The sequence below is a fragment of the Bacillus cereus group sp. N14 genome (genome assembly GCF_016483555.1).
In the GTDB taxonomy this organism is placed as follows: Bacteria; Bacillota; Bacilli; order Bacillales; family Bacillaceae_G; genus Bacillus_A; species Bacillus_A wiedmannii.
Genome location: NZ_JAEHBQ010000001.1, coordinates 268833 through 289037 on the forward strand (window position 1 = coordinate 268833; position 20205 = coordinate 289037).

The following is a 20205-nucleotide window of genomic DNA, read 5'->3' on the forward strand; positions in this document are numbered from 1 at the left end:
TGTTTATCCCACCATTCCCATCAAATATACTACAGTGAAAATAAACACCCAAACTACGTCAATAAAGTGCCAATAAATCGATGCAACATAAAACTTCGGTGCATTGTATAAATTTAGACCTCTCTTCGCATTTCTAAAGATTAATGTTAAAATCCAACATAATCCAAACAATACGTGGAGACCATGTGTACCAACAAGAGCATAAAACGCGGAACCAAATGCACTACTTCTCATAGTATGCTTAAATTCATGCGTATAATGATAAAACTCATATATCTCAAATGCTAAAAACCCTAAACCTAGCAACACTGTTACTAGTAGCCAAAGTTGCATTTTTTTAAAGTTAAAGTTTTTCATATGATACATCGCATAAACGCTCGTTAAACTACTCGTTAATAAAAGCATCGTCATAATGAAAACGAGTGGCATTTGGAACATCTCTTGAGATGTTGGTCCACCATTTGTAGAATTCTTTAACGCCAAATATGTGCCAAATAAGGAAGCGAACAATACTGTTTCGCCTCCAAGAAATAACCAAAAACCGACAAACTTATTTTTCCCCTCAAGGGTTGCTTTTTCAGGCTCTGCTGGAAATGTTTCATTCGTTAATTTTTCATCTACATGCATTATGCCTTGCCCCCCTTATCTTCTAAATCTTCCTTATGAATATGATATCCATGATCATCAATTACTGAACGTAGGAACATTGTGCCAAATGTAATGATTAAACCGATAATTGCTACTAATAACCAAAACTTATCTTTTCCACCCTGCATATACATTGCACCGAATGCCGCTATAAACAATCCTAAAGAAATGATAAATGGTGAAAATGATGGATTTGGCATATGAATATCACCAACTGGTTCCGCCGCTGTCATCTCTTTATTCCCTTCACGTTTTTCAATCCAAAACGGATCTAACCCGCGAACAAATGGTAATTGTTTAAAGTTATATTCTGGTGTTGGTGCTGGCATCGTCCATTCTAATGTACGTGCATCCCATGGATCACGACCAGCCTTTTCTTTTGAAACTGTCGTTTTAATTACATTGAATAGAAGAACAATCGTTCCAAGAGCCATAAATACCGCTCCAATAGAACTAATCATATTCCCCATTTCCAACCCTTGGCCTTCAAGATATGTGTAGTAACGACGTGGCATACCAATTAAACCAAGGAAATGCTGTATGAAGAACGTTAAATGGAAACCGATAAAGAATAGCCAAAATGTTATCTTTCCTAACGTTTCATTCAATACTTTATTAAACATCAGTGGCCAATAATAATGAGCTCCTGCAAGTAGACCAAATACAACACCGCCGACAATTACATAATGAAAGTGAGCTACTACGAAATAGTTATCATGAAATTGATAATCCGCTGGTGCAGATGCTAGCATAACCCCTGTAACTCCACCCATTACGAATGATGGAATGAAAGCTACTGCCCACATCATCGGTGTCGTAAAACGAATACTTCCTCCCCACATCGTAAAGAGCCAGTTGAATATTTTAATACCGGTCGGTACTGCAATCGCCATTGTTGCAACTGAGAAAATAGCATTTGCAACTGGACCAAGTCCAACAGTAAACATATGATGCGCCCATACCATAAATCCTAAGAATCCAATTAATACTGTCGCGAACACCATCGACGAATAACCAAATAATCGTTTTTTCGAAAATGTTGCGAAGATTTCTGAGAATATTCCGAAAGCTGGGAGTATAAGAATGTATACTTCTGGATGACCGAAAATCCAGAATAAATGCTCCCATATAATCGTATTCCCGCCCAATGCTGGATTAAAGAAACTTGTTCCAAATAAACGATCTAACATTAAAAGTCCTAATCCTACAGTTAACGGCGGAAAAGCGAATAATATTAGAGAAGATGTTACAAATGTCGTCCATGTAAACATCGGCATACGCATATACGTCATTCCTGGCGCACGCATATTAATAATGGTTACAAGGAAGTTAATACCTCCAATTAATGTACCAATACCGGAGATTTGCAAGCCGAGTACATAAAAATCAACACCATGGCCTTTAGAGGCTAAAGCTAAAGATGCATAAGATGTCCAGCCTGCATCAGGTGCTCCACCTAAAAACCAACTTAAATTTAAAAATACTCCACCAAAGAAAAATAACCAAAATCCGAGTGAATTCAAAAACGGGAACGCTACATCACGTGCACCAATTTGAAGTGGTACAGCGGCGTTCATAAATGCAAACACGAGTGGCATAGCTGCGAGGAAAATCATTGTTGTACCGTGCATCGTTAATACTTGATTATAAGCATCCCCAACAAGAAAAGCGTTGTTAGGAATCGCTAATTGAAGGCGAATAAATAGAGCTTCTATTCCGCCTATTATAAAAAACAATCCACCTGCAATTAAATAGAGAATGGCAATCTTTTTATGGTCTACTGTCGTTAAATAATCCCATATGACAGCACCCATCCCCTGTTTTTTTGCTACAGAACTCACGTTTTCAACCTCCCCTTCGCGAATAATCCCTCTTTACTTTTCAACTTTTAACGTTTGTAAGTATGCATTTAATGCATCAACTTGATCATCCGTTAAGTTGCCATATTTACCAGTCATTTTATTTCCTGGTTTCATATTTTCAGGATCTTTCAGCCATTTTTTTAAGTTTTCTTCATTGTTTTCGGCAATACCGGCAACCATATCGCGATCCGCAAAGTTTGCTAAGTTTGGTGCGATACGAGCGGAAGGTGGTCTACTATCATTAGATCCAACTGCGTGACAACCAATACAGCTTTTATTAAATATTTCTTGGCCCTCTTGCGCCTTTGTTGAAGCTACTTCTTTCTTCCCATCAATCTTCTTCATATCAGCAAGCCACTTTTTGTACTCGCTTTCATCTAAAGCTTTCACTTTGAATTGCATTAAAGAATGTGATGGGCCGCAAAATTCTGTACAAAAACCATTATAAGTGCCCGATTTATCTGCCTTTAACCACATTTTGTTCACATTGTCTGTATTTGTATCCATTTTCCCAGCTAAAGATGGAACCCAAAACGAATGTTTAATATCGGCACCCTTCAAATTCAAATACACTTTCTTACCTGTGGGGATGACTAAATCTTGAGAAGTTACTATTTTTTCTGATTTATAAGAAAATTCCCACCAATAAAGATTCGCTGTTACATCAACAACGATAGTATCTTTATCAATATTCTTTTTCTCCATCGCACTTACATCAGCAAGTTTGAATGTATATGTAACCGTCGGAACAGCTAAGATTAACAAAAGAATAATCGGAATAACTGTCCAAATAATTTCTAGTTTGTGATTCCCTTCAACTTGCTCTGGAATATAATCTTCCTGACCTTTCTTTTGTCGGAAACGCACAATTACATATAAGAAAATAATAGTAACTACTAGTACTACTCCTACCATAATCGCAGTTGCTAGTAAGAGCAAATCATATTGCATTTTTGCTACTTCTCCTTGCGGAATTAAAGTAGATTGAAAGGCTTTACCGCATCCCCCTAACAGTAAAGCCAGCAGTGAAACGAACGAAAGCAGTCGCCACTGTTTCTTCATACAAACAACCCCCACTTTCCTTGTGAATTAGATTGTACTTTATAGTTAAGTAAAGTAAATCTCAACGTAAAGAAATCCAATTATGTCGTTGTCTTAGAAGAATGTAACTACAATCATTGATACAAATAAGATTGTTAAATAATTTAGGGAATAAACAAACATTTGTACGGACCATTTGATGTCATCTTGCTTACGGAAGCCATAAAATCCTAAAACGATCCATCCGATGTTTAACAATGTTGCAATTACCATAAATGTTATCCCTAGTCCACTCATATAAAATGGTAGTGGTAATAAACATACTGTCCAAATCATAATTTGGCGTTTCGTAATTTCAAATCCATGAACTACAGGAAGCATTGGAATTCCTGCATTTCGATATTCATCAACACGTTTCATCGCTAATGCGAGGAAATGTGGGATTTGCCAAATAAACATAATTAAAAATAACATCCAAGCAATTGGATGGCCTAAAGATGGATCGATTGCTGCCCATCCAATTAAAGGTGGAACTGCTCCAGATATACTACCTACAACAGTATTTAGTGTATACTTTCTCTTTGTCCATAACGTATATAAGACAACATATGTGAAAGCACCAATAAATCCCATTAATACTGCCATTGGTGTTGTTAATAATAAAAATACAAATCCAAGAAGTAATATAACTAGTCCAAATGTAAGTGCAAATCCCGGTTTATACTTCCCAGTAACTGTTGGACGGGTTTTTGTTCTTTCCATTAACGGGTCGATGTCTCGATCAATGTAGTTATTTAAACAACATACCCCTGCCATAATTAATCCAGAACCAACGATTGTAAAGAATAACTTATCCAGATTATCCATCACACTTAATCCATTAAAATGTAATGCCAACCAAAATCCTGTAAATACAGTAAGTGTATTTGAGTTTACAATCCCCATTTTAACGAGCGCTGATAAATCTTGTAGCCGAGTTGTTTCCGGTACGCTTGTAACAGCTGACTCATCATGCAGCTCACTTGTTGCATGGCTCATCACTTTAACCCCCTCTTAAAACTTTCATCTTTCTTTTTGCGCCTATTTCGAATGAAATATTTCGCTTCTATATAGCAATATTATTACAGTAGAAATATTGTTAATCCATTCTACTACTAATCTACGCCCATACTCCAATATATTAAATCATATTTCCCGAACATTTTGTGAAGAAAACATGAACTTTTTGTGTCGAATATAAAAACTTAATTCTTACTTGTCCTTATCATAACATGATGTTACCTTCTATAATAAACTTTTTTGTCATATTTAACACGTATTCTCCCCATATCTTTTCAAAATAGCCTGTTTTTCACCTAAAAATTCCCTTATATATCCTATTTCCACACCCATTTTCTCTCCCCTGTCTGCCCCCGCCATTTCTTTGCTATTTTATTATTTTTTATATATCATAGGAACTAGCGCTTTTTATTCTATACATAATGGAATGAAAATATTTCGCAATAACTTCATAGCAGAAAGATGGTGAAATAGATTGCAACGCTTTATTAAATGGTTAGCAGTCATTACGAGTCTTGATTTATTAATAGTTTTACTAGGAGGCGCCTTAGTTACAAAAACAGGTTCTGGCCAAGGGTGCGGTAAATCATGGCCACTTTGTAACGGTGAATTTGTTCCATCTAATTTATCAATGGAAACTATTATTGAACTAAGTCACCGCCTTACATCAGGATCAGCAGGAATTCTTGTCACTCTCCTTTGTATTTTGTCCTGGAAATATTATAAACATGTGCGCGAAACAAAAACGTTAGCAATTTTATCCTTCGTATTTTTAGTTGCGCAAGCATTAATGGGAGCGGCAGCAGTTGTTTGGGGACAAATGCCAGCTGTACTTGCTATCCATTTCGGTATTTCCTTAATTTCATTTGCTTCTGTCATTTTATTAACGTGTCTTATCTTTGAAATTGATCAGAAATTTGATGCACGTTCACTTATTATGGACAAAAAAATGAAATTTCATATTTATGGTGTAACAATTTACAGTTATATTGTCGTCTACACAGGTGCTTTAGTACGTCACGAACGAGCTAGCTTAGCCTGTCCAGACTTTCCTTTATGTAGCAAAAATAGACCTATGCCAACTCAACTACATGAATGGGTTCAAATGGGACATAGAGTTGCAGCGATGTTAATTTTCGCTTGGATACTATACGCGATGATTCTCGCTATTCGCCATTACAAGCAGCAGCCTGTCGTATACTGGGGATGGATCATTTCATTTATCCTTGTTACACTTCAAGCTATCGTAGGAATTTTAGTCGTATTTACAAATGCTAATTTAGTAATGGCATTATTACATTCACTATTCATTTCTTGCTTGTTTGCTGTACTATGCTATTTAGTTATGTTAGGTACACGAAGTAAAGTGAATGCAAAAGAAGCTGAATCAACTTCTAAACAAACAAAATAAATTCAAATTAAAATACCTTGCTGAATTGGCAAGGTATTTTTTGCAATAAAGTGAAACTTTAATCAGTGGGGGCTTCATCCCCCACTGATTATTAGCCCGCACCAATCAGGCTTTTATGGGCAGTTGATCCCCCATCTAACTTCTTTGTTTTCGCTGAATTTTGAGGCGGGTGTCTTACTGTCCGGCGAATAGCGGGATAAAGAAAAAGAGCTGCATTTACACAGCTCTTTTTCTTTTTTAGTGATCTAATTCAATGAGTAAGTCACCCGTTTGAATTGCATCTCCATCGTTAACATATACTTTTTTCACTTTACCATTGAACGGCGCTTGAACTGTCGTTTCCATTTTCATCGCTTCTGTAATTGCCATAGAATCGCCTTTTTTCACTTCATCGCCTTCTTTTACAACTACTTTAATAACCGTTCCCGGCATTGTTGCACTAATGTGGTTTGGATTTTCACGGTTTCCTTTCACACGTTGTGCCACTGTTGCTTTCACACTTTCGTCTTTCACAACAATCTCACGTGGTTGACCGTTAAACTCCAAGTAAAGAATACGATTTCCATCTGGCTGAGGCTCTCCGATTGATACTAGTTTAACCATCAATGTTTTACCTTGTTCGATTTCCACATTAATTTCTTCACCAAGTCTCATACCATAGAAGAATGTCGGTGTATCAAGCACAGACACACTTCCATAAAGCTCAGCAACTTTTTCGTAATCCATAAATACTTTTGGATATAATGCATATGCAACAACATCAAAAATCGTCACTTCGCGTCCAAGCTTATGGAATAGCTCTTCTTTTAACGCGTCGAAATCTACTGGCTCTAATAATTCACCCGGTCTTACTGTTAATGGCTCTTTCCCTTTTAAAATAATTTCTTGTAACTTTTTCGGGAAACCACCATACGGTTGTCCTAAATCTCCTGAGAACATTTCAACAACAGATCCTGGGAAGTCCATAGAATGCCCACGCTCTAAAACATCTTGTTCTGTTAAGTGATTTTGAACCATAAATAATGCCATATCACCGACAACTTTAGATGATGGTGTTACTTTAACAATATCGCCAAACATGTCATTCACACGGCGGTACATTACTTTCACTTCATCGAAGCGATCTCCTAAACCAACCGCTTTCGCTTGTTGTTGTAGATTACTATACTGTCCGCCTGGCATTTCGTGCATATATACCTCTGTATGAGGTGCATTCATACCACTTTCAAACGGTGCGTAGTATTTACGTACATCTTCCCAATAATGAGATAGTTTTTCTAATGAATCTATATTAACGTCTGGCTGTCTTTCGTTTCCACCTAATGCATAGTATAGCGTGTTCGCACTTGGTTGTGACGTTTGACCAGCCATAGAACTTACTGCTACATCGACAATGTCAACACCTGCTTCAATTGCCTTTGTATACGTTAATATACCATTTCCACTCGTATCGTGTGTATGCAAGTGAATCGGAATCGATACCGTCTCTTTTAATGCAGAAACTAAATCATATGCCGCATTAGGTTTTAATAAGCCTGCCATATCTTTAATTCCTAATATATGTGCTCCTGATGCTTCTAACTCTTTTGCTAAGTTTTTATAATAATTCAAATCATATTTACTACGTAACGGATCATGAATATCTCCTGTGTAGCACATTGTTGCTTCTGCAATTTTACCAGTATCTCGTACAGCATCAATCGCAACTCTCATACCTTCTACCCAGTTTAAGCTATCAAAAATACGGAAGACATCAATTCCAGCTTGAGCAGAACATTCCACAAATTTTTGAATTAAATTATCCGGATAGTTTTTGTAACCAACTGCGTTTGAAGAACGAAGTAACATTTGGAATAAAACGTTTGGCATTTTTTCACGAAGATCTAGTAATCGTTCCCATGGATCTTCCTTTAAGAAACGATATGCAACATCAAACGTTGCACCACCCCACATTTCCGCTGAGAATAGGTTCGGTAACATTCTCGCTGTTGGCTCTGCAATTTGATGTAAATCTTTTGTACGAATACGAGTTGCAAGTAATGACTGATGCGCATCACGGAATGTTGTATCCGTTAAAAGTACACGGTTTTGATCTTGTACCCATTTTACTAATCCATCTGCTCCACGCTCGTCCAAAATTTGTTTCGTTCCATTTTGGATTGGCTCTGAATGTAATACATTCGGTATACGAGCATCCGGGAAAATTGGTTTCTCTTTTTTCCCTACTCCTGGGAAGCCATTTACTGTTACTGAACCAATGTAATTTAACATTTTCGTTCCGCGGTCTTTACGTTTCGGGAACAAGAATAGTTCAGGTGACACATCAATAAACGAAGTATCATATTCTCCTGATAAGAAGTTTTTATGTTTTACTACATTCTCTAGGAATGGAATATTTGTTTTAATACCACGAATACGGAATTCTTTTAAGTTACGTTCCATTTTTGCAGCAGCTTGTTCAAAAGTAAGCGCCCATGTTGTAACTTTTACAAGTAAAGAATCGTAGTACGGTGTAATAACTGCACCTTGGAAGCTATTTCCTGTATCAAGACGCACACCGAAACCACCGCCTGATCGGTACGCCATTATTTTTCCTGTATCCGGCATAAAATTATTTAGTGGATCCTCAGTTGTTACACGAGATTGGATTGCAAATCCATGCACAACTACTTCCTCTTGCTTCGGAACACCTACTATTTTACTATGTAATGCATGTCCATCAGCTATTAAAATTTGCGATTGAACGATATCGACTCCTGTAATCATCTCTGTAATCGTATGTTCAACTTGAACACGCGGATTTACTTCAATAAAGTAAAACTCATCACCTTTTACAAGAAATTCTACTGTTCCTGCATTTAAATAGTTTACATTTTTCGTTAATTTCACAGCAGCATCACAAATACGATGACGTAAATCATCTGAAAGCGACACACTTGGTGCAATTTCTACAACTTTTTGATGACGACGTTGTACAGAACAATCACGCTCATATAAATGTACAACATTGCCCTCTTCATCTGCTAAAATTTGAACTTCTATATGTTTAGGTTTTTCAACGAATTTTTCAACGTATACTTCATCATTACCAAAGGCTGCTTTCGCTTCTGACTTCGCTCGATTATACGATTCTCTTAATTCTTCACTAGTACGTACAATACGCATACCACGACCGCCACCGCCAAGGGAAGCTTTAATAATAATCGGGTAATCATACTTTTCAGCAAATTCTTCGACTTCTTCTATTGAATTTACTGGCCCATCACTACCAGGAATAACTGGAATTTGTGCTAGCTGCGCTTGTGTTCTTGCTTTCACTTTATCTCCAAACATATCTAAATGCTTACTCTTTGGACCAATAAAGATAATCCCTTCTTCTTCACAACGTTTTGCGAATTGAATATTTTCTGACAAGAAACCATATCCAGGGTGGATTGCATCTACATGATTACTTTTCGCAATCTCAATAATGCCCTCAACATCTAGATAAGCATCAATTGGCTTTTTCCCTTCCCCAACTAAATAGGACTCATCGGCTTTATAACGATGATAAGAACCGCTATCCTCTTTAGAATAGATTGCAACTGTTTTTAATCCAAGTTCCGAACAAGCTCGAAACACACGAATTGCAATCTCTCCACGGTTAGCTACCAATACTTTTTGAATACGTTGCAGCTTTGTCATGATTTTCCCCCTCTACTTTCCTACCACTCTAGAGATAAAATATATACACACCATAAAGAGCGTGAAGTTCTTCACTTTCTACATTATATTATAGTTAGAAAGCTTCACTTTATTTTTATCCATCATACCTTATTTTTTAACAAATGATAAGTTTTCTGATCAATTTGTTTCACAAAAATAGTATAGCATACCTCTTCCTTTTCTAACAACTTAATTGTATATCACATTTAATTAAATGTGATATATTTTTTAATATATATATCAATTAATGTATCCTATTCAATGTTTCTTGAACATAAAAAAACACATCACGCTCTAAAGCACAATGTGTTTTTTATTTTACTACAACAAGACGCGGTCCATCTTGCTCTCTTTCTTTCATTATCTCATTTTGTTGTTTCTCTTGTCGTTTTACATGACTAGCAATATTTAATAATATACCCATCGAGATTAGATTAGCCAATAAAGAACTACCACCATAACTAATAAACGGTAAAGGTACTCCTGTAAGTGGTATTAATCCAGACATACCACCAACATTAACAAAAGTTTGTATCCCAATTAAACTTGCAATTCCGATTGCAATTAAACTTCCAAATGGATCTTTACACTTTTGTGCTACTCTAAACGAACGAATGATAATAAGTAGTAAACAGATTAAAATGATAGCTACACCTATAAAACCTAGTTCTTCAGATATAATTGCCATAATAAAATCCGTTTGCGGCTCTGGTAAGTAGCCATACTTTTGTATACTATTCCCTAATCCTCTACCACCTAATCCACCTGAGGCAATTCCAATAAATGAATTTATTAGTTGAAATCCATCATTTTGCGGATCACTAAATGGATCAAGAAAAACTGAAAATCGAGCTTTTTGGTATAGACTTAATTTATAGTTTCCGATAAAATACAACGCCGGAATCCACACGACAGATGTTAATAAAAATCTTTTAATCCACAAGTTAACATTAACTCCTGAACAGAAGAACATAATTAACACTGTTCCACCTATTAATATGTCGGTCCCTAAGTCATTTTGTAATAAAATTAATACCATCGATCCACCGACAACAAATATAGGAGGTATTATCCCTTGAAAAAAAGGGGTTTGCCTCTCTTGTTTCTTAGCAAAAAAACTTGCTAGCGTAATAATAACTGCTATTTTTACAAACTCAGCTGGTTGTATACCTAGTATCCATCCTTTTGCACCATTGATTACCTTACCGAAAAGAAAAGCTGCTGCTAGTAAGCCCAGACTCCCTAACCCCATCGCTGTAAGAACTATTTTTTCCCTCCAAAATTTGTAAGGAATTACAGCGACAATCACTAGTATTACTGTTCCAATAGCAAGAGCAACTAATTGTTTTTTAAAAAAGTGATCTGCTGGCCAGTTATATTTCGACGAAATCGCGACAATGGAACTAGAACTATATACCATTATAACTCCCAACACACATAAGATAACAAGAGGAAGTAATAATGAATAATCCATTGATTTCCATACTCTTTTCATTTCATTTCCTCTTTCTGTTTCAATTTAATTATTGTTGTATTCCATATGTACATTGATTCTTCCTGCTTTATTATACAAATAAAAAGCCCAAACTATTTCAGTTTGAGCCCCCCTATTTGAACCCGTTATTGTTGTTTGTTCGTAAATGCTTCATGAAGTGCAGATAACTCACGTTCAAGCTCTCCTAACATTGCTTTCCCTTGTTCTTCTGCAATAAGACCAAGGCGAACTGCAAAATCGACCTCGCGGGATAGTCCAAACATTTGTGTGTCTAACACTTCTTCATATAATGGACATTGCGGCATTGTAAGATTGTCCATTTGCACCTTAATAAGTCTTAAAATCTTCTCCGCATCCGCTTGTAGAAGGGCTAGTGCCTTTTCCTGATGATTTGATACTGTCTCAGACGCCAAATTGATTCCCTCCGTTTCCGTCCTACTCTCTCCTATCTATTAATATTAGCGATAGTTTTAGTAAATTGCAATAGAAACATTTTTTGTGACAACCGTGTCTAATGCTATTATACTGAAAAGTGGGAGTATAACACAAATGGGGGAACAACAATGAGCGAAATTTTATTTATTAATGGAAAAGTTCGTTTTCCAATCACTATCGATCCAACTGTTTGGATCTTTGATGATCGAAAAGTAGATTTGACAACTTACTTTGATGAAACAAGAGAAAACACTTCAGAACTAGAAGCTTATTTAAAAAACACTTCAGAGCATTGGGATCGCGAAATCCGTGATGGTGCTGCGTTTCCACCGATACAACAAAGTGTAAAGAAATATAAAAAAGAACAACTAATTACCGGAACGTTCGGTATACCATTTCATCCATTTCTTGCTAACGCCGAAACTTCAGAGGACGCTACGCAAGTCGAAATTGAAACAGTAGATCAAACAATAATACTTCCATTAGAAACTGTAGCAAATGCTATTCTTGGTTTTTCAAAAGAAGGAAAGCCATTAAAAGAGGATGGACCTGTTCATCTATATTACAATGATGGATCTAATAGACAAAATCCAATCCGTAACATCCGTAAATTTACAATTATTTAAAGTGTATACTTGGAAGAAAAAGGAGTGAGCCTCAGCTCACTCCTTTTATAATAAATCTGCTGCAAGTTGAGCTAAATTAGACCGCTCCCCTTTAACAAACTTTACATGACCACTAATACGTTGCTCTTTAAACTTCTCTACAACATATGTTAAACCATTATTATATTCATCCAAATACGGGTGATCAATTTGCTGAGGATCTCCCATTAATACAATTTTACTTTTTTCTCCTACCCTTGTTAATATCGTTTTCACTTCATGCTTCGTTAAATTTTGTGCTTCATCAATTATAATGAACTGATCTGGAATACTTCTCCCACGTATATAGGTAAGGGCCTCTACTTCAATCGAACCCATTCCAGCTAAAATAGCATCTAACTCTCCTGGCTTTTTCGTATTAAATAAATACTCTAGATTATCAAAAATCGGTTGCATCCATGGTCTTAACTTTTCTTCTTTTTCTCCTGGTAAATAACCGATATCTTTTCCGACCGGAACAATTGGCCTTGCAACGAGTAGTTTTTTATATAGTCCTAAATCTTCCGTTTGCATGAGTCCTGAAGCCAACGCGAGTAATGTTTTTCCTGTACCAGCTTTCCCCGTTAACGTTACTAGCGGAATATCTTCACGAAGCAACAATTCTAATCCCATAATTTGTTGCACATTTCGTGGTCGTATCCCCCATACTTGTTCATTGTGAAAAATAAGTTTCTTTACCTTCTTACCTAAATGATCCACAATGCCAAGTGCTGAACTAGATCCCCCTAATGCATCTTTCATTACTACAAACTGATTTGGATAAAAAGGGTGATTTGCAATTTCGGATAAAGGCAATTCACCTTTTTCATAAAAATAATCTAATTGCTCTTTTGATATATACCCTTCTAAAAATCCTGAATATATATTATCTACTTCAATTACACGATCACTTAAATAATCTTCCGCCTTCAAACCAATTGCATCAGCTTTTACCCTTACGAGCACGTCTTTACTTACTAAAATAACAGACTTCCCGTCCTCTTTTTCTTGTTCTTCTAAAGATAGATTTTTTGCTACAGCTAAAATTCGATTATCATTCGTTTTTTCTACAAAAATATCTTGTAGTTGAACAAATGAACGATGATTTAATTCAATACGAAATGTACCGCCGTTTTCTAACGGAATACTTTCATGCAGCTTTCCTATTTCACGAAATTTGTCTATTAGCTTAGATACATAACGAGCGTTTCGTCCTACTTCATCCATATAACGTTTTTTCGAATCAACCTCTTCTAATACAACTGCTGGAATCACTACTTCATTTGTTTCAAATGAAAAAATAGATAAAGGATCCTGCAAAAGTACATTCGTATCTAACACATAAATTTTATCCAACCTGTTACCCCCTGACTCCACTTTTAAATTTGTAGAACAAGGGTTTCATCCATAAAATATGGACGAACCATTGTTATAATTATATGTACCGTATAAACGAGGTAGAATCGAAATTCATAGCCATGAAACCTTTTATTTATTTTTTATTCATTTCTATTCAATATATTACTTTTAATTATAATTATTAACATAAAATCACAATAACTGATTACAAAAGTTAATAACTTATTTTCTTATTTATCACATTTATAATTCTTTTATTCCTACTAACACTTGGTTATCCAGCTTTTTCGCTGCGCGAATATCATATGTTTTTTCATAGGTTGGCTCAGTTGCAAGCTTCGCTCCATAAAACATAACATCACGTACTTCTTGTACATTTACTTCTATTACAGTTAATTTTAGAGGAATGCCTTCCATTCTATCAGTCAAAATTTCACCTGCACCACTTATGGAAAATACGGATTCATTCGCCATTATAGTCAATACTAGCCCAGTACTATGCCGTATATTTTCCACAATACGTGAACGTTGATCTACTGCAAATCGAATACTAGTTTTACTCACTGCATACACCCAAGAAATAGCACTTACGTTAGGAACTTGTTTTTCGAAGTCTGTTGTTGCTACCATAACAATACATTCTTTACGTAACGTTTGTACTAAATCATCTGTTAATGTAGGATCTACTACATTCGCCATATTTCCACCTCCAAATATAATTAGTATATCCTTATCATAACTTATTTTTCGAATTGCGAAAATATTATTTTTTCCCGCTATTATTCAAAAATATTACACTTCCATGATATACTTATACTGATAGAATTCGTATTGAGGTGACGAAATGAGAGTCAAATGTATGATTTGTGATAAAAAAGATATGTTAGATGATGAAAATCCTATGGCAAAAAAACTACGTAACCGCCCTATTCATACATATATGTGCATGGAATGTTCGGAACGAATTGCAGAACGTACGATGGAACGTCATGCAAGTGGTAATTTCCGATTATATCGTGATAAAAAAGTCGAAGACGATTGGTAAAATGTAAATAAGTCCTTAATCATATAGATAAGGACTTATTTATATTTTTCAGGTTCACGATTCATTTGATCCAAAAAGCAATCAATAGCTTCTAACGGAAACCTCGCAGATTTTCTTTCTCCATTCATTTCATATGTAATCAAATACATTTCTTCATTCTTTTTAACTTCCACATTCTTTAATTTATGTTCCTCATATATCATATTTTGAAATAACAAATACGTTTCTTTTGCAGCACGATCATCTGGACGTGCTTCGGCAACTGTTTTAATTGTTAACCAATTATATAATGCATCTTGTACTGAACGCATAAAACTCCCCCCCTCATCCTGCTTTTTGTTGTCTCGCTTGACGTAAACGCAACCTATAAATCCCAAGTACAATTGCCGCTACAACAAGGCCCTCTCCAACAGGTAAAAAAACTGCAAAGAAAGTTAAAACTGTACACCCAATCGCTAACGATATATATATCACTATATTTTTTATTATTGATAGTTTTCTTGCAAAACCTAAATTATACACAAGTGCACTTAATATAATAATGATGCCATATAGCAACCACATCCCTAGTTCTGGATTTTCATCAACTTTACATAATTTCGCAAAAAACGACATTCTTTCTAACATCATTCATCCCCCTTTCTCACAAGAAACAAATTTTATTTATGTACTTAATACAAGAGTAACCCGCAAAAAAAATACTGTCCACAAAAAAGAGTAAATATTCCAAAAATAAATACAATAAAAAAACAGCTACCCCTCAAAGGTAGCTGTTCTATTATTTTACGCTTCTACAGATTTCTTTTTCTTAGCAGCTCTTTCGCGCTCGCTCTTATCAAGAATCTTTTTACGTAGACGAATTGATTCTGGAGTTACTTCACAGAACTCGTCATCGTTTAAATACTCTAATGACTCTTCTAAAGTCATTAAGCGTGGTTTTTTCATTGTTGAAGTTTGATCTTTCGTCGCAGAACGAATATTAGTTTGTTGTTTCATTTTTACAACGTTAACTGTTAAGTCATTCTCACGAGTGTGTTCTCCAACAATCATACCAGCATATACTTCTGTACCTGGTTCAACGAAGATTACACCACGGTCTTCAACTTGCATAATACCGTATTGTGATGCTTTTCCTGTTTCAAGTGAAACTAGAACACCTTGGCGACGTCCACCAACTTGTCCAGCGTGTACTGGTTGGTAGCAATCGAATGTATGGTTTAAAATACCGTAACCACGAGTTAATGTTAAGAATTCTGTTGTGTAACCAATTAAACCACGTGCTGGAACCATGAAAGTAAGGCGAACTTGACCGTTTCCGTTATTCACCATATCTAACATTTCACCTTTACGTGCACCCATAGATTCCATAATAGAACCAGTGTATTCTTCAGGTACATCGATTTGCACGCGCTCTACAGGCTCACATCTTACGCCATCAACTTCTTTAATAATTACTTCAGGCTTAGATACTTGTAGTTCATAACCTTCACGACGCATGTTTTCAATTAGGATAGATAAATGTAATTCCCCGCGTCCAGATACGATCCACGCATCAGGAGAATCTGTATTATCTACACGTAAACTTACATCTGTTTCTAATTGTGAACGAAGACGCTCTTCAATTTTACGAGATGTAATGAATTTACCTTCACGACCTGCAAATGGGCTGTTATTTACAAGGAATGTCATTTGTAGTGTTGGCTCATCAATACGTAATAATGGTAAAGCCTCTTCATGCTCAACCGGACATACCGTTTCACCTACGTTAATGTCTTCCATACCTGAAACAGCTACTAAATCTCCAGCTTTTGCTTCTTCAATTTCTTGACGTTTTAATCCAATGTAACCAAATAATTTCGTTACACGGAATTGTTTTACAGTTCCATCAACTTTCATTAATGCAACTTGTTGTCCTACTTTCATTGTACCACGGAATACGCGTCCAACTCCGATACGACCAACATAGTCATTGTAATCAAGAAGTGCTACTTGGAATTGAAGTGGCTCTTCGCTGTTATCAACTGGTGCTGGAATATGTTCAATAATTGTGTCAAACAATGATTTCATATTCTCTTCTTGATTTGCTGGATTTGAATCTAAGCTTGCTGTTCCGTTCATTGCTGATGCAAATACAACTGGGAACTCTAATTGATCTTCGTTTGCACCAAGTTCGATGAATAAGTCAACTACTTCATCAACTACTTCATCAGGGCGAGCGAAGTCACGGTCAATTTTGTTTACAACAACGATTGGAGTTAAGTTTTGCTCAAGAGCTTTCTTTAAAACAAATCGTGTTTGTGGCATACAACCTTCATATGCATCAACAACAAGTAGAACACCATCAACCATTTTCATGATACGCTCTACTTCTCCACCGAAGTCAGCGTGACCAGGTGTATCTAAAATGTTAATTCTTTTATCTTCATAGTGAATCGCAGTATTCTTCGCTAAAATTGTAATACCACGTTCTCTTTCTAGATCGTTTGAGTCCATTGCGCGTTCTTCAATATGTTCATTCGCACGGAACGTCCCCGCTTGACGTAATAACTGGTCAACAAGTGTTGTTTTACCATGGTCAACGTGGGCAATAATTGCTATATTTCGTAAATCTTGTCGTTTTTTCAACATGTCCAACTCCTAATGTCTTTTTAATCCTTCTCTATTATAAGAGCGAAGGGGATACAATGGCAATCAAAATAAAATCAAGAATGAAAATATAGTTGTATTCTTACTTTTGTGAAAGTAAAATGAGATTGGAGGGTGAAGAAATGGAACACATTCAATATCGCTTTTTATTAACTGCAATTATCGGTGTTATTTTCTTAATTGGTATCGGCATTATGGTTGCTGAAAATAGTCCCATCGGTATTATTATTTGCATTATCGGCACATTTGTTACAGTTGGATACGGTTTTGTAACAAAAAGAAAAATGCGTAAATCGAAATAACGTCAAAAAGTAAGAAGCGCTTATACAGCCTCTTACTTTTTTTGTTACTCCGCTATAAATCGTAACAACTCTTCATACACTCCTGGTTTTGCAACTAATACGCTGCTCTTCTCTACGATAGAAAGCGGGGATCCAGAAAAAGTTGTCACCTTGCCTCCAACTTCCTCTACAATTATCTGTCCCCCACCAAAATCCCATGGTGATAATCTCGGCGTTACATATGCATCTATTCTTCCTGTTGCAACGTATACCATCTCTAACGCTGCACAGCCATATGATCTCGTGCCTCTTGCTTTCTTAACCAGTGCCATCATACTTTCCTTATTAAGCATTGGATTGTCGGTAAGCCATATCGCATTTACAGCTACAATACCTTGCTCTACAGTTCCTTTTTCCAATAAAGGTATTGGTACTTCATTACAAAATGCTCCAGCTCCCTTTACCGCATGGTATAATTCATCATGGACTGGATCATAAATGAGTCCAACCTTTCCGATACCGTTCTCATAAATTCCAATTGAAATTGCGAAATTTCTTTTTTGATGAACAAAGTTCATCGTGCCATCAATTGGATCAATTAACCAAACAACCCCTTCAGAAGAAGTTACCTCATCTCCATAACCTTCTTCTCCTAAAATATTATGGTTCGGGAATGTTTCTTTAATTTTCCCAATTAAAAACTGTTCTATTTCTCGGTCCATATTTGTTACTAAATCAGCTGCATTGGATTTCGTTTCTATAATAAGTGCTTTTTCCATTGATGCCATTAAAAACTCTCCTGCATCTCGAATCCACTGTTTGGCGTGTGCATCGATGTCTTTCCATACTTCTTGCATGTTTAAACACTCCGATCTATACTGTTCACAGAAAAAACGAACCCTTTATAAGGTTCGCACCAACTAATTTTTTATACATATACTATTATTACGCTTCTAAACGAATCATTTCAAGTCTTAACACTTCTAACTTTTGTACACACTCTTCTTTTTTCAGTTTATCATTTTCCATCATCGCATCATATAAAGTTGCTAATTCATAATCTAGCTCCAAACGTAGCACCGGTATTCTCTTTTCAGCATCTGTTCTCTTTAACGCATTAATCACCTGTCTCATATTATTTGCCTCCTCCCAATATTCGTCTGCCCTCGGACTAGAATTGATTAAATTTTCTGATTTTTTGTTTTATACTATACTATGTTGGATAAATCATCTATGCAACAAAATTATATTTTTTTATTTAAATTTTTTTGTGCTGTTTTTTTTATGAATAGTACAAGCTATGCTAAAATAAAAGCAAAATAGGAGTTGGAGGAACAATCATGACACTACAAACATTCAAGTCAACTGATTTTGAGGTCTTTACAGTTGATGGTCTCGAAGAACGAATGAGTGCAATTAAAACGAACATTCATCCTAAGCTGGAAGCTTTAGGGGAACAGTTTGCAACGTATTTATCCAAACAAACTGATGAGAACTTTTTTTATCATGTAGCAAAACATGCACGTCGCAAAGTCAATCCACCAAACGATACTTGGGTTGCTTTTTCAACAAATAAACGCGGATATAAAATGCTACCACATTTCCAAATTGGATTATGGGGTACTCATGCCTTCATATACTTTGGTTTAATCTATGAGTGTCCACAAAAAGTGGAGACGGCTCACGCCTTCTTAGAACATTTAAATGATTTAAAAACAAATATTCCAAATGACTTCGTTTGGTCCATTGACCATACTAAACCAAGTGTAAAATTACATAAAACACTTGAAACAGAAGACTTACAAAAGATGATTGAACGTCTAGCTACTGTGAAAAAAGCAGAATTATTAGTTGGTATTCATATATCACCAGAGGAGTTTTCAGCAATGACCAACGAACAATTCCTTGCTAAGATTGAATCTACGATGCAATCACTCCTTCCTTTATATGCACTTTGTAATCGATAGTAGAAAACGGACAATTTATATTGTCCGTTTTTAGTTGTTATCACATTATATCACTTCAGTTTTCATTTTTCAAAATATTTTTACATTTTAACAAGCTTTTGTTCTTCCGTTTCTTTCGCCCTTTGAATCGCACGGTATATAGAATATCCACTTACTTCTTGAAACTCTTTATCAATTTTCTTCTCTTCTGCTTTAGATGGAACAATCTCTTTAAAACGACGATATAATCCCATTAATTCTTCTCTTATAATTCCTTTTTCGTATGCTTTCTCAATTGCTTCATAAAACTTCACAATTACAACCATTTCCTCATTTGACCAATCATAATCTAACGGATATTGATATTCCATTTCGCACCTCATTTATCATTTCTTCTTATTTCGATATGCTATCTTAAAGGGATTTTTTCTTCTTCACTATAGCCACTTTGCATTATACACTATTTATTCATTGTGATGGAATTGTCTTCCTCTATAAGTTAATTGGAAATAACTATTTAACATACTCACTGTAAAAATATTTTTTTCTATACATCTATAATTATTGGTGATATAATGCTTTTGTTTTATAGAAAATAAAGTGAACCTACCATCTCAAAAATGCTTTT

Annotated in this window: 20 protein-coding genes; 5 read left to right on the forward strand and 15 right to left on the reverse strand. The window is 35.7% G+C overall.

The window, feature by feature from the left end:
• Positions 1-3: 3 nt before the first annotated feature.
• The 4 genes from ctaE to ctaB all read right to left on the reverse strand — a co-directional run bounded on the left by ctaE (position 4) and on the right by ctaB (position 4589).
• A complete protein-coding gene (gene ctaE / locus JDS82_RS01305) occupies positions 4-627 on the reverse strand; it encodes a cytochrome c oxidase subunit III (RefSeq protein WP_000557858.1) in 624 nt (207 codons plus the stop codon).
• Positions 627-2462 carry a cytochrome c oxidase subunit I gene (gene ctaD / locus JDS82_RS01310; RefSeq protein WP_000501451.1) on the reverse strand — a complete coding sequence of 612 codons (1836 nt, stop codon included), beginning with the start codon at positions 2460-2462 and terminating at the stop codon, positions 627-629. The genes ctaE and ctaD overlap by 1 nt, the downstream gene beginning before the upstream one ends.
• 60 nt (positions 2463-2522) lie before the next feature.
• A complete protein-coding gene (gene coxB / locus JDS82_RS01315) occupies positions 2523-3572 on the reverse strand; it encodes a cytochrome c oxidase subunit II (protein WP_000745279.1) in 1050 nt (349 codons plus the stop codon).
• 93 nt (positions 3573-3665) lie between these two features.
• Positions 3666-4589: a protoheme IX farnesyltransferase gene (ctaB, locus tag JDS82_RS01320; RefSeq protein WP_000017546.1), complete on the reverse strand. Its 924-nt coding sequence runs from the start codon at positions 4587-4589 to the stop codon at positions 3666-3668.
• A gap of 496 nt (positions 4590-5085) precedes the next feature.
• On the opposite strand from ctaB, the gene ctaA reads away from it, so the two are divergent.
• A complete protein-coding gene (ctaA, locus tag JDS82_RS01325) occupies positions 5086-6021 on the forward strand; it encodes a heme A synthase (protein ID WP_001188735.1) in 936 nt (311 codons plus the stop codon).
• Between the two features lie 237 nt (positions 6022-6258).
• Here the strand turns inward: ctaA and pyc are convergent, their stop codons facing one another.
• The 3 genes from pyc to JDS82_RS01340 form a co-directional block, all read right to left on the reverse strand.
• A complete protein-coding gene (gene pyc, locus JDS82_RS01330) occupies positions 6259-9705 on the reverse strand; it encodes a pyruvate carboxylase (protein WP_199712519.1) in 3447 nt (1148 codons plus the stop codon).
• A gap of 334 nt (positions 9706-10039) precedes the next feature.
• On the reverse strand, positions 10040-11221 hold the full coding sequence (locus JDS82_RS01335; protein WP_199712520.1) for an FtsW/RodA/SpoVE family cell cycle protein: 1182 nt from the start codon (positions 11219-11221) through the stop codon (positions 10040-10042).
• A 125-nt stretch (positions 11222-11346) separates the two neighbouring features.
• On the reverse strand, positions 11347-11634 hold the full coding sequence (locus JDS82_RS01340; protein WP_000135698.1) for an Fpa/YlaN family protein: 288 nt from the start codon (positions 11632-11634) through the stop codon (positions 11347-11349).
• Between the two features lie 150 nt (positions 11635-11784).
• On the opposite strand from JDS82_RS01340, the gene JDS82_RS01345 reads away from it, so the two are divergent.
• Positions 11785-12282 (forward strand): hypothetical protein, encoded by a 498-nt coding sequence (locus tag JDS82_RS01345; protein ID WP_001289802.1) that lies wholly within the window; start codon positions 11785-11787, stop codon positions 12280-12282.
• Positions 12283-12327: 45 nt separating this feature from the next.
• Here the strand turns inward: JDS82_RS01345 and JDS82_RS01350 are convergent, their stop codons facing one another.
• Together JDS82_RS01350 and JDS82_RS01355 are read right to left on the reverse strand one after the other, a co-directional pair.
• Positions 12328-13656, reverse strand: coding sequence for a PhoH family protein (locus JDS82_RS01350; protein WP_000358079.1), 1329 nt, complete (start codon positions 13654-13656; stop codon positions 12328-12330).
• A gap of 246 nt (positions 13657-13902) precedes the next feature.
• Entirely contained in the window at positions 13903-14358 is a 456-nt protein-coding gene (locus JDS82_RS01355) for a PNPOx family protein (protein WP_000024571.1), read from the reverse strand.
• A 145-nt stretch (positions 14359-14503) separates the two neighbouring features.
• Between JDS82_RS01355 and JDS82_RS01360 the strand changes: the two genes are divergently transcribed.
• Positions 14504-14704: a YlaI family protein gene (locus tag JDS82_RS01360; RefSeq protein WP_001995040.1), complete on the forward strand. Its 201-nt coding sequence runs from the start codon at positions 14504-14506 to the stop codon at positions 14702-14704.
• Between the two features lie 35 nt (positions 14705-14739).
• Here JDS82_RS01360 and JDS82_RS01365 read toward each other — a convergent pair whose 3' ends face one another.
• From JDS82_RS01365 to typA, 3 genes are all read right to left on the reverse strand, one after another.
• A complete protein-coding gene (locus JDS82_RS01365; protein ID WP_001258133.1) occupies positions 14740-15015 on the reverse strand; it encodes a hypothetical protein in 276 nt (91 codons plus the stop codon).
• Positions 15016-15028: 13 nt separating this feature from the next.
• A complete protein-coding gene (locus JDS82_RS01370) occupies positions 15029-15331 on the reverse strand; it encodes a YlaH-like family protein (protein ID WP_000893656.1) in 303 nt (100 codons plus the stop codon).
• A gap of 156 nt (positions 15332-15487) precedes the next feature.
• The gene (gene typA / locus JDS82_RS01375) at positions 15488-17332 is read right to left on the reverse strand and encodes a translational GTPase TypA (RefSeq protein WP_000914755.1); all 1845 of its coding nucleotides are present in this window, start codon (positions 17330-17332) and stop codon (positions 15488-15490) included.
• 140 nt (positions 17333-17472) lie between these two features.
• Here typA and JDS82_RS01380 point away from each other — a divergent pair, with 140 nt between their 5' ends.
• Entirely contained in the window at positions 17473-17652 is a 180-nt protein-coding gene (locus tag JDS82_RS01380) for a DUF5325 family protein (protein ID WP_000400128.1), read from the forward strand.
• Positions 17653-17696: 44 nt separating this feature from the next.
• Here JDS82_RS01380 and JDS82_RS01385 read toward each other — a convergent pair whose 3' ends face one another.
• Both JDS82_RS01385 and JDS82_RS01390 read right to left on the reverse strand, forming a co-directional pair.
• Positions 17697-18488 (reverse strand): inositol monophosphatase family protein, encoded by a 792-nt coding sequence (locus tag JDS82_RS01385; protein WP_048565660.1) that lies wholly within the window; start codon positions 18486-18488, stop codon positions 17697-17699.
• Positions 18489-18576: 88 nt separating this feature from the next.
• Positions 18577-18765 (reverse strand): hypothetical protein, encoded by a 189-nt coding sequence (locus JDS82_RS01390; RefSeq protein WP_001250166.1) that lies wholly within the window; start codon positions 18763-18765, stop codon positions 18577-18579.
• Positions 18766-18971: 206 nt separating this feature from the next.
• Between JDS82_RS01390 and JDS82_RS01395 the strand changes: the two genes are divergently transcribed.
• Positions 18972-19598 carry a YktB family protein gene (locus JDS82_RS01395; protein WP_000175087.1) on the forward strand — a complete coding sequence of 209 codons (627 nt, stop codon included), beginning with the start codon at positions 18972-18974 and terminating at the stop codon, positions 19596-19598.
• Positions 19599-19678: 80 nt separating this feature from the next.
• On the opposite strand, the gene JDS82_RS01400 is transcribed toward JDS82_RS01395, so the two are convergent.
• Positions 19679-19948 (reverse strand): UPF0223 family protein, encoded by a 270-nt coding sequence (locus JDS82_RS01400; RefSeq protein ID WP_000456565.1) that lies wholly within the window; start codon positions 19946-19948, stop codon positions 19679-19681.
• Positions 19949-20205 lie beyond the last annotated feature (257 nt).